Source organism: Paraperibacillus marinus (assembly GCF_046237605.1).
Taxonomy (GTDB): domain Bacteria; phylum Bacillota; class Bacilli; order Bacillales; family DSM-1321; genus Paraperibacillus; species Paraperibacillus marinus.
Map to the genome: position 1 here is coordinate 1,689,086 of NZ_CP143542.1, position 13,571 is coordinate 1,702,656.

Consider the following 13,571-nt stretch of genomic DNA (forward strand, 5'->3'; position numbering starts at 1 on the left):
ACTATCTGTCCATCGCCCCGAAAGCGGCGAAAGTCGATTCGTCCCCAACGGTCCCGCATGTACCGCACTGGATCCTGTATTTAGGTCCGTTGTAACGGAAATGAAAAGGGTCGAGGCTTTCACTGGCATATTCCTCTAATACGCGGCCCGTAACGGAATCCACCTTTTTATATGCTGGCATCTGTTCAATAAAATTAAATCGGGAGCGGTTTGTTTTACACTTAGGACATCTCAGGGGCTGTTCCATTACTATACCTCCATTTTGTTTAAGTTTTTTCGCATACTATGTTGCATTTGAACAAGAGAGTGGATTTCCGCTGCAGGCACTCTACCTGCGCGGGGCGGGCGGTGAGTCTCCTCGGCTTTGCCTGCGGTGTCTCACCTGTCCCGCAGCTCCCGCATTGAAAAGCGGAAGCGGTGCCTGCCAAATAAAACTTAGTTATAGCTCAAATACCACTAACATGGCAGGCAGAGACAAGATAAAGAAGACTTGCTGGCTGGCGAGCGGTTGCTGCGACAGAAGCTCAGTCGCACTTATGCGTTAGCCAAGATAAGTCGGGCCGGCTATGGGAAGTGATCTATCTTCCCATAGGGCTTAGCTTATGGCTCGAGGTTCGAAAGCCTTGCAGCTGGATCAGGGAGTCTCGCACCATCCGCTCCAATCAACTTTGTAAAATAATACAATCTCCTTACAAATCTTATTAAAAACAATGATCTTTTTAAAAAGAATTTTTTTATAGTATGGGCAAGTTTAAATCGCTTATTCCAGTCAAGAGGAGGAACGACATGGCGGAACATACATATGAAGAACTTTTAAATAGTTATCTTTCTATCTGGAAAAACCGGGCAGCGGGCCAGGCGCCTGTAACAAATCAAGAGGAAATGTTGCTTGAGTTGATCAAAAGGGAGCTTTTGGATGAAAATTCCCATCCCAGGATAAGAAAGAAGAAAGAAGAGAAATTTGTCAGCAGTTTAGTGCGCCTGTCTGAATCACAGCTCTCGCTCGCTGAGAAAGGTTCTTTATTAGGAGTTTATACGAAGGTATATAAGGAGCTTCTTTGAATTATACCGTTAACCTTTGTAACATTTATGTAATATAGATTACAAAAACCGGTGTGCTGAAAAACTGTCAATAGCCTCTTTCTTAGCAGGTGCTGGAATTCCGGCTAAGCCTAACCATAAAAAGATAAATCTATAAAACGCGCCAAAATTAGACAGCGCTCTCTAACCCTTTCTGGCAAAGGGTTTTTTTTGTATTTTTTCTTCTGAAGTCATCGTGAGGATCATGGAGAAGGTTATTGGTAAACTGTGCCTGAAATATTACGAAAATCCTATGTTATGATGTTTTTGCAGGCAAGACAAACACAAAAAACGAAATAGGGGGAAATAATAGAATGAAACAGAAATTCTTATTATCAATCGCAGCAGCTGCGGCAATCTCAATTTCAGGGGCAGCAGCAACTCAAGCTGACGCTTCTACTATTAATTACTCAAAACCGACTGTCATGCAGTTTAATAGCTATCAGGACCTCACAAAATATGTGAATGAAAACCTGACAAAATATCAAAAAGTTCAAATGCCGGCTAATGACTGCTTCACAGGTCAAGCACCAGCAAAAAAAGCAGCACCAGCACCAAAAGCAGCACCAGCACCAGCTGAAAAAGCAGCACCAGCACCAGCCCAGACTGCTAACGAACTTAGCGCTTTTGAACAAAAAGTTGTCGAGCTGACAAATGCAGAGCGTTCAAAACAAGGCCTGGCAGCGCTGAAAGTTGATACAGACCTCAGCAAAGTGGCCCGTACTAAATCTCAGGATATGCATGATAACAAGTATTTCGACCATAACAGCCCAACTTATGGATCTCCATTTGACATGATGAAGAAATTTGGAATCAGCTATAAATCAGCAGGAGAAAACATTGCACAAGGACAGCCTACTCCTGAAGAAGTTGTAAAAGCATGGATGAACAGCTCAGGCCACCGCGCCAACATCCTTAACAGCGGCTACACTCATATCGGTGTCGGCTATGTAGAAGATGGACATTACTGGACACAACAATTCATCTCTAAATAAGATATATGTTTATTAAAAGGACTAAGTGATTTTTTGCTTAGTCCTTTTTTTATTCTTTGGAAACATTTATTTCGGAGTATTGCATATCCTCGTTCTTAGGTATTTTCACTTCCAGAATTCCTTCCTTATATACGGCTTGGGCCCCTTTCTTTTTAACCAGTGAAGGCAGAGTCACAGTCCTCCTGTCCTCGGATCCGGGAAGGCCCTCGAGAATCAGCTGGTTGGAGGTGTGGAAAATCTTCAGCTTATCTAATGGAGCTGATTCCTTTATTGGAATTCTCACATACACGTTATCATGAGTCTCAAAAACAGAAGCGGAAGAGTCAGATGCTGCTTGTTTGCCCTGCCCTCCGCTCGCCCTGAAGTTGAAGTCAGGTGCAGAATCCTGCCCAGCAAACATCTTCTCTGCATGAGCTGCAAATTGAGAGAAAAAATTTCCCATGAGAGGATCCATATCTTTAGACTGCATATTCTTAAGCATCTCACCAGCCTGTTTATTGAAAGGGAAAAGCATATTCCATGGAAACATTCCTAACTTCTCCTTTCAAGTATCCAACATAAAACAGTTGGTTATCCGCTATTATAGTATGCAGCCGGAAGATAATCGTTATTTATCTGCCATAATTTTGTTTTTAGACGCTTTTTTTTCTTATCGCATCCATGGTGGAGTTTGAACAAGAAATTGAATTCCGCTGGAGACACCCCACCAATTAATTTTGTTTAATCATAATATTTCCTCACGATTCCATAAAAAACTGCAATCTGAGCAAAAAAAAGAGGACTTTACGTCCTAGTTTTCATTGATTATCCTTTTTGCCACTCATCTTGTTTCCGGCGCTGGACGGAAATGAGTCTGAAGGACAGTGTGACAGCGCCGGCAGCAAGGCCAGTAATCAACCCTATCCAATAACCGAAGGCACCAAGGCTTGTGTGCGCCGCAAAAAGATAGCCGGTTGGCAGCCCGATGACCCAGTAGGAGACCAGTGACATGACAAGCGTCACATTCACATCCTTATAACCCCTGAGAGCACCCTGAATGGGAGCTTGTAAGGCATCGGAGAGCTGAAAGAAAAGAGCGAAAATAAGGAATGAGGAAGTCATTTTCAATACTTCGGGATCATTCGTATATAGCCCGGCAATCTGTTCTCTTAAGGCAAACAGCACAAAGCCGCAGAGAAAGGCAAGGCAGACAGCCATGCTTATGCCGATATAAGCATATTTAACGGCATCGCGTATCCGCTTGGCACCTGCTTCAAAACCCACGACAATGGTGAGGCTCATCGAGATGCTGAGAGGAATCATGTACAGGAACGAGGCAAAATTCAGTGCCGCTTGATGTGAAGCTATGACCACAGTGCTGTAATTGCTCATTAATAGGGTGACAGCTGAAAAGATGCTCGTTTCAAAGAAAATCGAAAAACCGATGGGTACGCCAATTTTCAGGATGGAAAGCCATTCCTTCAGTGAAATGTTGTAAAATACCCGGAGTACCCTGAAGCGGATGAATGGTTCTTTTGAATAAATGACATAAAGAGCAATAAGGGTCAAAGCCCAGTATGTGGCGGCAGACGCATAGCCTGCCCCTATTCCCCCAAGTCTTGGGAATCCCAGATTCCCGAATATCAGCACATAATTCAAAAAGATGTTGATTGGCAGGGAGAGCAGGGTGATAAACATAGAAACCTTTGTTTCACCGAGGGCATCTATATAAGCCCGTAAAGCATTATAGACAAAAAGCGGCACCATGCCGAAGGATAAAGCTTTTAAAAAGCCATGGGCAATTTCCCTGACTTCCGGTGCCAATTTCATGGCGTCAAGTACTGGCCCGAGAGCGAATGATCCGATTACAATGACAACCAGTGCCATGAAAAAGGACAAATAAATTCCCTGTGTAACCGAAAAGCTTACTTCCCTGTGCTTCCCCCCGCCTATCTGCTGGGCGACAATCGGTGTAACCGCAAGCAATATTCCGCTCAGCCCGGTGAATATAGGAGTCCAGAGGGAGCTGCCGATTGCAACACCGGCAAGATCAGAAGGCCCGGCATTGCCGGACATCATTGTATCAAAAAAAGTCATTGAGAAAATCCCGAGCTGTGTTAAAAGAATTGGCAGCAGGATTTGGAAAAACTGCTTTAGTTTTTCTTTATTTGTCTGTGTCTTTTGCATAATTTACCTCTGGTTCGCTAAATTCAATAATGAAAAGAATTATAGCACAAAACATGATGGCTTTGCGATAAAATGGAAGTATACATAAAAACTACAAGGGGCAGGATCATGAAAAAACGAATTGTATTTACAGGCGGGGGATCCGCGGGACATGTGTCAGTAAATGCCGCCCTTATCCCTGTATTTATAAGAAATGGATGGGATGTCGTCTATATTGGATCCCGCAAAGGAATAGAGAGGGAAATCATTGAGGAGAATTTTCCGGAAATTGCTTATTATAGTGTGCCTGCCGGCAAGCTGCGCCGCTATTTTTCCTGGCAGAATTTTAAGGACCCATTTATGATACTTGGAGGCATTATTCACTCAAGCAGAATTCTTAGGAGGCTGAAGCCCGATCTGATTTTCTCTAAAGGCGGGTTCGTTTCTGTTCCGGTGGTCCTGGGAGGGCGTCTTCTAAAAATCCCGGCCGTCATCCATGAATCAGATTACACTCCCGGTCTCGCCAACCGTATGTCTTTCCCGTTCTCCCGGGCAGTCTTCACCACTTTTGAGGAAACAAGCAGCTATCTTAGAGGAAAGAAAACAATCCACGCCGGAGCCGTTCTTCGAGATGGGGTATTTACAGGGAATAAGGAAAAGGGATTGGCGCGATGCGGCTTTACAGATAAAAAGCCAGTCCTTGCCATTATGGGCGGTAGTCTCGGAGCAAGGAGCATCAACCAGGCTGTGGAACAAAGCCTGCCGGAACTCCTCAAAACGTTTCAGGTTATTCATTTCTGCGGAAAGGGAAATGTCAGGGAGGACTTGATACAGGAGGGATATGCTCCATTCGAATTTGTTCATGAAGGGCTATTTGATATGGCAGCTTCAGCAAGCCTGGTCGTTTCCCGTGCCGGCTCCAACTCCATTTTTGAATTCCTGGCATTGCAAAAGCCGATGCTACTAATTCCCCTGTCAAAATCACAATCAAGGGGCGACCAGATCATCAACGCTGCCAGCTTTGAAAAGGCCGGGTATTGCCGGACCATTCAGGAGGAAGAGCTGACGAAGGAAAATTTCCTGCAGACCATTGCAGACCTTTATAAGAACAAAGAAGCGATGGAAGAGAACATGCAGACTGGCAGGCATTTCACCAGGACAGATGAGATGTACCGCCTGCTGACAGGTTTGTTGTGAGGAAAACGCTTAGTCCGAAAATAGTCATGCACACCCACCCTCTTTCATAAGCTAATCCTATAGAGGGTGAGGGGGAGACGAATGGCTTATAAATACTCCAAAGGGTGGTTCATTCAGCAGCTGAAGGCAGCAGGTATATCCAAGCATCCTGTTGAGCGGAGGAAACTTGAACTATACAGAATCCATGTGCTTAGGAACCTTTATGCAGAACTGGGGAATGAGGATAGATAAATAAAAAGGAACAGTGTGTTATGCACTGTTCCTTTTTATGTCAATTACAAGCTTTAAGCCTCGAGAAGCTGCTGATCTGGATCTTCTGTCTGATTCTCCACCCGTAGCATGTGAAAGGTGTATAGATCCTTCGGTATTTCATATAAGTCGAAAATAGGCTCTTGCCCATTTAATTTTTCATAAAGAACTTTTCTCGTATCATTGGCTGCGATGGCATATGGCAGCTTTTTTGCTGCATTCACAGAGCGCTGATTGACTTTCCGGATGCGAAGGAAAATATGATTGATGGACAAGTCATAAAATACCTCATTAAAGAAGGCTTCCTTAGCCGCCTGATTATAGCCCTTTCCGTGAAATTCCTTCCCAAGCCAGGTGCCCAGGAATCCAGCATTCTCTTCGATGTCAAATAGGGAAATGGTGCCGATTGGGTTGCCCCATTCATCCGTGATGGTCCTGGATATAAGCTCGCCGCGTTCCTCAGCTTCGATCGTCTGTTTTGTTACAAACAAATATTCTTCGTAAGATTGAACTTTCTGGCGTACAAACGGGAAAACATCCGGATGGGTCATTAATTCATAAAGAGCATGGCAATCTGATAATTCTCTTTTCTTCAACATTAAATAATCCCTCCGTGTCTTGAGGGCAGATTTCACTCCAAAGAGCCCACCCTCGAAATTTTTCAACAAATTCAGCATTAAAAAATTTCGGGGTGGGAATCGAACCCACTAGAACCGGATGTACCGATGGCTCACCATTTGCCTTCCCTAGTGCTGCAGCCCCGATTCAGGCGAAAAGGTGCTGCGGTTTGAACATGTAAATGTCATTTATATGATAAATAAATATACCATACGAACGTATAATACTAAAAAAATGAATAAAAGGAAATAGGTAAATTTATCATTTTTTTCGCCAAAATTCTACGTTTTTTTATAGATGATAGAACCGTCAATCATGGTGAAGAGCGGGACTGCCTGGAAATGAAAAGGGTGGCGGGTCCAAAGGACAAGATCTGCATCCTTTCCAGCCTCTATGCTCCCGATTCTCCCGGACAGACCGAGATTGCGGGCGGGGTTGATGGTAATGCCCTCAATTGCATTCTGTTCCGGGAGGCCTTCCCTGACAGCAATGGCAGCACAGACATTCAGGTATTGAATCGGCGTGTAAGGATGATCGGTTGTGATGGAAACTTCCAGCCCATGCCGGGACAAAATCTTATAGGTTTCCCAGCTCTTATTCTTCAGCTCGACCTTTGACCTCCGCGTCAAAGTTGGCCCCACTGATACCTTTAAGCCAAGGGGAGCCAGCTCCTCGGCTATCAGATGGCCTTCCGTGCAATGCTCAATCCGGAGGTCCAGATCAAACTCTTCTGCAAGGCGGACTGCGGAAAGAATATCATCAGCACGATGGGCATGGATCCGGACAGGGAGCTCCCGGTTCAATGCTTTTATAAGCGGAGCCATCCTTACAGAGTCAGGATTGCCGGAATTTTTTGCGGAGTGAAATGTTTCCCTCAGCATTCCCATGATCCCCATTCTGGTAATTGAATCTTTATTCGAATTGCTGTGAGTTCTTTTTGGATTTTCACCCAAAGCAATTTTAAGGCCCGCCATCTCCTTAATAATCATGGAGCTGATACTTTTCCCGTACGTTTTAATCACAGAAGTGGTACCTCCGATAACATTCGAGCTTCCAGGCATAACATGGGCAGCCGTGATTCCGTATTTTACAGCATCTGAAAATGCCTGATCAAAAGGGTACACACCATCGATGGCCCTGATATGGGGAGTCAGGGCTTCAATGGTTTCATTCGCATCATTCCCGGCCCAGCCAGTACCCTCATCATATAATCCAAGATGGGTATGAACATCAATAAAGCCAGGGAATAAATAGCCATGCCGGCAGTCAATGCTAGGCAGGGAGGTTCCGGAATGCAAAGCCTCAAGATTATAGCCAACTTCCTTGATTTTTCCATTCTCAATCAGTACTTCTGCACCTTTTATAGGAGAACTTGTGACGGGATAAATATATGCGTTTTTCAATAACAGCCTGTTCATTGCCTCAATCCCTTCTTAAAATGAGTTCAAAGACTCCTTGTGCGGAGGATGTCAGGATCGCCTTCAGCCTTTGATTAAAGTCAGGACTTTTTTGCAGCTCTATATGAAAACATCCATAGGGAAAATGAAACCTGCTTTTATCTTGAGATAAAGTCCTGCCATTCGGTCTCGCCCGGGACATAAATAAAAGGATAAACCTTAATATGAAAATGACAGAAAAATTCATCCTGAGTCATTTATATTCATGTATGAATTCGAATAAACCTGTGCTTTAAACGCGGGGTGTACCAGAATAAATCCTTGATTCCTTAGGACAAAAGGGGAAAGAAAAAGGAGCAGCTCATCGGGCGGCCAGCCGCATTTCAAAACCTGAACTTTATCGACAGACAGTCCCTTCGCCGGCCAAGGAATGACGGCATTCATTGCATTGGGGAGGGGGTGATGAGAAATTTGTAGGAATTTTTGTTGTTTCAATTATGGGAAAAGGCGGTATAAAAGGGTTACATACTAATAAGACAGAATTTTACTGCTCGGGTCGTTATAAATTCTAAGTTTAGTAAAGGAGTGTTTGGATATGGTAATCAAAGCAGGAAGCTGGAGAATGCTTTCAACACAGGATAAGATGTTCATACTAAAGGCGGTAAGCGGGTTGTCAAAGCGGAAAAAGCATGAAGGATATGTAGCTATATGAAAAGTTAGCAGGTGGCCTCTAAATCCTTATTGATTTATTGGTCATCTTTTTTTGTCCTTTTTTATAATTCCTCCACATCCCTCTGTACAAAGACCACCACTTTTCACTCATAATTCCATCTGGAATCTACTATATTTATAAAAATAGAGATATTTATAAGGAGTGTTCTCGAAATAAAGAAAATTCCGATGCGGGCACTCCGTTTCCACTGGTATGGCACCGAGCCTGTTTTTCTCCTGAAAACTTATAATTCAAGGGCTGGAAGATTCGCAGCAGAATCAGGAGTCCCGCATCCTGCGATACACCGGCAGTTAAATACTTTCATTACCTTTATGAACTCTCGTTATAGACACATTTTTTGAGAAAAGAGCCTTTATAAAAAGGAGCCTGCAAATGAACATTCAGCATTATTACCGTGAAGCTGCAAGGGCAGAGCTCTGTGCTTCGTGGGCTTCGTTGATACTCGGAATTTTGTTCAGCTGCCTGCATGCGGCCGGTTTCATTTATCTCCATATTTTGATTGCGGTTGGACCGTTCATAGCGCTTAGCTGCTTTTTCTTTATAAAGTATACAATCCAGGCTGGCAGGGGCAGAGATTCCATATCTGAAACTGCTTCACGTAACCCGCTGTCAGAAAGCTATCTGCTTTTCTCTTTTCTGCCGGCACCAACCTTAAGGCTGCTGCTGTTCTCCTCTGATGGCAGTGCGGCGGGGGAGCTCAGGGACTGCAATATGAAGAGCGGGCTATGGCTGGTGCCTGGTTTTATGACTGATTTACTCAAGAAGAATTACTGCTTGATTGACAGTGAAGGAAGAAATCTGTATGCCTACACTGTCAAAGGCTTTTTTTCACAAACCATGGAAATCAGGAATAGGAATGGCGAAATAACAGGATTATACAAAGAAGAACAAAAACAATCGATGCTGAAGATCCGCGGCACTGTCTTCGACCCTTTGGATGTTCCGATGATGGCCGTCTCCTTCGGTGCCGGGCAGGGGGGATTTAAAGCGAAGGATGGGAAAGGGGCTGGAATCGGCTCCATGCAAAAAGGATATCTACCCGTCCCCTGGCAGGAACGATTTAAAAAAATAAATACACCGGTCATCCACTTTTCAGAATTAGCCGATGATGATGAAAGGGCAGCCGTTATAGGGATTTGTGCGCTCATCTGTAACGGCAGGAATAACTGATAATTCATTCTGCTACTATTAATTCTGATTTATTGGTATAATTCCTAAAAATAATAAACAGAGGTAGGTAACTATGTCGCTATTACATGATATTTTGGTACATAATGAAAGTTTTGTGGAAAAAAAGGAATACGAGGAATTTAAGACCGATAAATTTCCCGATAAGAAAGTCGTAATCTTAAGCTGCATGGATACGCGGCTTGTGGAGCTCCTTCCCCGGGCACTTAACTTTAAGAACGGAGATGTAAAAATCATCAAGAATGCCGGAGCGGTCATCGCCCATCCGTTCGGTTCGATAGTCCGCTCAATGATTGTGGCTGTTTATGAACTAGGGGCGGATGAGATTATCGTCGTCGGCCACCACGATTGCGGCATGTCTGGCATGGATCCGGTTAAGACGCTTGCCAAGATGCAGGAGAGAGGCATTACAAAGGAAACACTGAATACATTGAAACATTCCGGAATTGATCTTCACAAATGGCTTGAAGGATTCACGGACGTTTCCGAGAATGTGGCCCACAGCGTTTCCATCATTAAGAACCATCCCTTGATTCCAGACGGCATACCGGTCCATGGGCTGGTAATTGATCCCGCCACCGGCAGGCTCGATTTAGTTGTAGATGGGTATAAATAAAGTCATAAAAATTGCTTCTGAGGCTTGATGTATCTTCTTAATTCAATGATCAGCATCCTTAAGATGGATTGGGGCAGCGGGATTTTGCTGATGTCTTCAGGCAAAGGATAGATGCCAAAGGAATTCAGTTTCACAGAGATCGAACCTTCCCATAAAAGTTCTTTTTCCTTTGTGAAAATCCCAGTGTCCACCAAGGCCACTTTTTCTTGATCGGATGAATCAAGGATGGTAACAGAGTCGACAAAGAAGTGAAACAGATAGGTAGAATTCTTCCAGGTAGAATAAACTTTCATAGCGGCGCTTCCTTTTCTAAGGGAGTGTTTTCTTTTATAATAGTATTTAACTGAGAGGATAGTAAATCAATATGATTAGATAAAGTGATTCTTAGGGAGATGTGATAAATGAAGATTGAAATGATCAAATGCCATGGTTCGGGAAATGATTTTATACTTATAGATGAAATGGACGCTGCACTTCCATTTACAGACAGTGAGAGGGCGGAACTTGCAATCACCCTGTGCAGCAGGGACAGCGCTGCCGGAGCAGATGGCATTCTATTCGTGCAGGAAAGCCAGCATTGCGATGCACGTATGAGAATCTTTAATTCAGATGGTTCTGAGGCGTCAATGTGCGGTAATGGACTGCGCTGTGTCGCACGGTATGCCTGTGAAAAACTGGGTAGTGAGAAACTGGTCATCGAGACGATGAAAGCAGATTTGGAAGTGGAGAAGACGGAAGACATTTACACTGGAATTCCTACTTTCAGGGTGGAGATTTCCCCGGTTTCTTTTCAATTGGATGACCTGCCGCTTAAGCTCGAAAAAGAAGTGCTTCTCAATGAAAAGATTCCGCAGCTTTCTGAGGATCTATATTTTACCGCAGTGGCTGTTCCAAATCCCCATCTCATAGCGATCGTGGACAGGGATATCCTTGCTTCAGGCATACAAGAAACGATGGCGGTTCAAGTTAATAAGCCGAATGATCTGTTTCCGGATGGTGTGAATGTCAGCTTTGTCCGGACGCTTGAAAAGAATGCGATCTTTGTACGGACATTTGAGCGGGGAGTAGGCTTCACAAATGCATGCGGAACTGCAATGTCTGCATCGAGCCTCGTAACCTGCCTGCATGCCGGAAACGAGCCGGGCAGAGAAATCACCGTTTATAATAATGGCGGAAAAGTAAAATGTGTGGTCCATGAGAATGACGGCAATATGAAAATAGACTTGATCGGAAATGGCAGTTACGAATATAAGGCATCCATTGTCCTCGATGATGCTGATATTACTGCCTTCAGACTGGAGGACAAAGAAGAATACCGTAATGAAAAGGAATTATATCTGAAACTGCAGGATGAAGTGAGTGACTATCTGGCAGCTTTTAATTAATGAAAAAGGAGGCTGCCTGATTTTTAGCGCAGCCTCCTGTTTTATAGCTTTCCACCTGATTTTAAGAACTGGACGATTTGCTCGAAAGGCTGTCCTTCTCTTGCTTCCTCATATCCCCTGAAAGGGCATCCTTCCCTCCGAAGCCTTTCAGGGACAGTTTTAACGGTGTAGTGCTCGATTTCAAGATTTTCCCCTACTTCATCCCAGTATAAAGGAGCTGCCACACCGCCGAAATTATTTGCACGGGGAGAATAAGGAGCGATGATTGTCTTACCGGGGGCATGCTGCACAAAGTCAAGATAGAGTCTGTTTTCTCTTTGTTTTTTCATCCTTTCGACCGTGAATTCTTCAGGATGGAGGTCTGTCAGCAGCCTTCCAAGAAAATCAGTAAACAGCCTGGTATCTTTATAGGTGTATGAATCCCTTTGCAGCGGAATATGCAGCTGCAGGCCCCGGTTGCCGGATGTTTTTATAAAGGCGGTCAGCTTCAGGGTGTCCAGAATCCGTTTAATTTCCGCAGCTGCCTTGACCGCCAGCGGCAGCTGCTCTGGAGAAGACGGGTCGAGATCCAGGACAAGGTCTTCAGGCATTTTCTTTCCTGCTTCCTGAAAGGGCAGGTGGAATTCAATTGAAGCCATATTGCCAAGCCAGAGCAGGGTCTCTAGCTTATCGCAGATGATATATTCAATACTGCCTTCCTTGAAGGTCTTGATGAAATCGGGAGCATAATCAGGACAGTGCTTTTGGAAAAACCTCTCCTCCCATATTCCATCGGGGTAACGGATGACAGTCAAAGGTTTATGATTGCTGAATGAAAGAAACCAGGAGGAGACAGCCTTAAGATAGCCGAGCAGCTCCTGCTTGGAGTAAGTGAGGGCAGGACTGTCCCACAGCAGCTTTTCTGGATTTGATACTTTTATCTTTTCAGGAAAGTGATAGGACTGCCGGATAAAATCCTCCCAAGTGCAATCTTCAGGCGGTTTATTTAAAAGAAATGAATCAAAGTGGGGCTCCCGCAGCTCCTTTTCATATAAGTGCAGATATTTCACCGCTATACATATGGATGGTTCGATATAATAAAATTCTTTGTCTTCTTTCATGCAGTTATTCTTAACGATGGAAGCCAGTGTCTGCCTCTCCTCTTTGGTAAAACCGTCCTTCACGATGCCGATGGAAATGATTTCGTGTCCTCTGTATAATCCCAGCCTGAAATAGCCGCTCGTTTTATGATAAGCCAGGATAAAACAGAAAGCCGTCTTTTTATTTTTTATCTTAAGCCACTGGGAGCTTCGTTTCCCCGGGAGGTACCGGCTGTCTCCGTGCTTTGCGATCATGCCTTCCCCGTCATGGAGGATAATTTTGTCCCAGATTTCCTGCGGCTGGGCTGCGGCTGGCACATATTGAATCAATTGTCTGCTCAACGGATCAGGTGACATTGGCCAACCCAATGTCCCGAATAAATGTCGGAGCCTTTCTTTCCGCTGTGTAAAAGGGACGGAGGAAAGGTCTTTACCGGCTTCTTTAAGAACATCAAAAGCCATGAGCCTGCAAGGGGATACAAGGGAGCGGTTTTCAATTTTGTCTTTTGTGCGTATCCTGCCGCGCAGCTGGATGCTTTCAAAATCAGCTTTAAGCGGGTTTTCCAGCCAAACGAGTTCAGCATCCAGTGTCAAAGGAAGGAAGGGCTGCAGTACATTCATATTTTCCTGAATGAACCGCTCAATCTCAGGGAATTGGGGGAGAAGCGGCTTTCCATTTCTGCTGGTCAATCTGCTGTTTTCAGCTTCAATATCCAATAACGCCCGGAAGCCATCATATTTCACCTCATAAAACCAAGGCCCGGCTGCAGGAGGCTCGGACGCTTGCGTCAGCAGCATAGGTTTCAATCCGATCACCTTCTTTAAATAATGGTCTCTTTCTTTTCTGGCAGTTCCTTTTATATGTATTTATTCTGAACGTCCCATTCAA

Annotated in this window: 14 protein-coding genes; 7 read left to right on the forward strand and 7 right to left on the reverse strand. The window is 44.3% G+C overall.

Going from position 1 to position 13,571, the window contains the following annotated elements:
• Position 1: 1 nt before the first annotated feature.
• A complete protein-coding gene (locus tag V1498_RS08630; RefSeq protein WP_409298263.1) occupies positions 2–247 on the reverse strand; it encodes a DNA alkylation repair protein in 246 nt (81 codons plus the stop codon).
• Positions 248–786: 539 nt separating this feature from the next.
• On the opposite strand from V1498_RS08630, the gene V1498_RS08635 reads away from it, so the two are divergent.
• Both V1498_RS08635 and V1498_RS08640 read left to right on the forward strand, forming a co-directional pair.
• Positions 787–1,062, forward strand: coding sequence for a hypothetical protein (locus V1498_RS08635; protein ID WP_409298265.1), 276 nt, complete (start codon positions 787–789; stop codon positions 1,060–1,062).
• 332 nt (positions 1,063–1,394) lie between these two features.
• Entirely contained in the window at positions 1,395–2,075 is a 681-nt protein-coding gene (locus tag V1498_RS08640; RefSeq protein ID WP_409298267.1) for a CAP domain-containing protein, read from the forward strand.
• Between the two features lie 49 nt (positions 2,076–2,124).
• Here the strand turns inward: V1498_RS08640 and V1498_RS08645 are convergent, their stop codons facing one another.
• Complete coding sequence (locus tag V1498_RS08645; protein WP_409298269.1) at positions 2,125–2,604, reverse strand: Hsp20/alpha crystallin family protein; 480 nt, start codon at positions 2,602–2,604, stop codon at positions 2,125–2,127.
• A gap of 275 nt (positions 2,605–2,879) precedes the next feature.
• On the reverse strand, positions 2,880–4,241 hold the full coding sequence (locus V1498_RS08650) for an MATE family efflux transporter (RefSeq protein WP_409298271.1): 1,362 nt from the start codon (positions 4,239–4,241) through the stop codon (positions 2,880–2,882).
• Positions 4,242–4,349: 108 nt separating this feature from the next.
• On the opposite strand from V1498_RS08650, the gene V1498_RS08655 reads away from it, so the two are divergent.
• Both V1498_RS08655 and V1498_RS08660 read left to right on the forward strand, forming a co-directional pair.
• Complete coding sequence (locus V1498_RS08655; protein WP_409298273.1) at positions 4,350–5,417, forward strand: undecaprenyldiphospho-muramoylpentapeptide beta-N-acetylglucosaminyltransferase; 1,068 nt, start codon at positions 4,350–4,352, stop codon at positions 5,415–5,417.
• An 81-nt stretch (positions 5,418–5,498) separates the two neighbouring features.
• Positions 5,499–5,648, forward strand: coding sequence for a YflJ family protein (locus V1498_RS08660; RefSeq protein ID WP_409298275.1), 150 nt, complete (start codon positions 5,499–5,501; stop codon positions 5,646–5,648).
• A 53-nt stretch (positions 5,649–5,701) separates the two neighbouring features.
• Here the strand turns inward: V1498_RS08660 and V1498_RS08665 are convergent, their stop codons facing one another.
• Entirely contained in the window at positions 5,702–6,265 is a 564-nt protein-coding gene (locus V1498_RS08665) for a GNAT family N-acetyltransferase (protein WP_409298277.1), read from the reverse strand.
• Positions 6,266–6,565: 300 nt separating this feature from the next.
• Positions 6,566–7,702 carry an amidohydrolase gene (locus V1498_RS08670; RefSeq protein WP_409298279.1) on the reverse strand — a complete coding sequence of 379 codons (1,137 nt, stop codon included), beginning with the start codon at positions 7,700–7,702 and terminating at the stop codon, positions 6,566–6,568.
• Between the two features lie 1,084 nt (positions 7,703–8,786).
• On the opposite strand from V1498_RS08670, the gene V1498_RS08675 reads away from it, so the two are divergent.
• Positions 8,787–9,584: a hypothetical protein gene (locus V1498_RS08675; protein WP_409298281.1), complete on the forward strand. Its 798-nt coding sequence runs from the start codon at positions 8,787–8,789 to the stop codon at positions 9,582–9,584.
• A gap of 73 nt (positions 9,585–9,657) precedes the next feature.
• Positions 9,658–10,218, forward strand: a complete 561-nt coding sequence (locus V1498_RS08680) for a beta-class carbonic anhydrase (protein ID WP_409298283.1) — start codon at positions 9,658–9,660, stop codon at positions 10,216–10,218.
• A 2-nt stretch (positions 10,219–10,220) separates the two neighbouring features.
• Here the strand turns inward: V1498_RS08680 and V1498_RS08685 are convergent, their stop codons facing one another.
• Positions 10,221–10,511, reverse strand: coding sequence for a hypothetical protein (locus tag V1498_RS08685; protein WP_409298285.1), 291 nt, complete (start codon positions 10,509–10,511; stop codon positions 10,221–10,223).
• A gap of 108 nt (positions 10,512–10,619) precedes the next feature.
• Here V1498_RS08685 and dapF point away from each other — a divergent pair, with 108 nt between their 5' ends.
• Positions 10,620–11,603 carry a diaminopimelate epimerase gene (dapF, locus tag V1498_RS08690; protein WP_409298287.1) on the forward strand — a complete coding sequence of 328 codons (984 nt, stop codon included), beginning with the start codon at positions 10,620–10,622 and terminating at the stop codon, positions 11,601–11,603.
• A gap of 41 nt (positions 11,604–11,644) precedes the next feature.
• Here dapF and ligD read toward each other — a convergent pair whose 3' ends face one another.
• On the reverse strand, positions 11,645–13,480 hold the full coding sequence (gene ligD / locus V1498_RS08695) for a DNA ligase D (RefSeq protein WP_409299226.1): 1,836 nt from the start codon (positions 13,478–13,480) through the stop codon (positions 11,645–11,647).
• Positions 13,481–13,571: the final 91 nt, after the last annotated feature.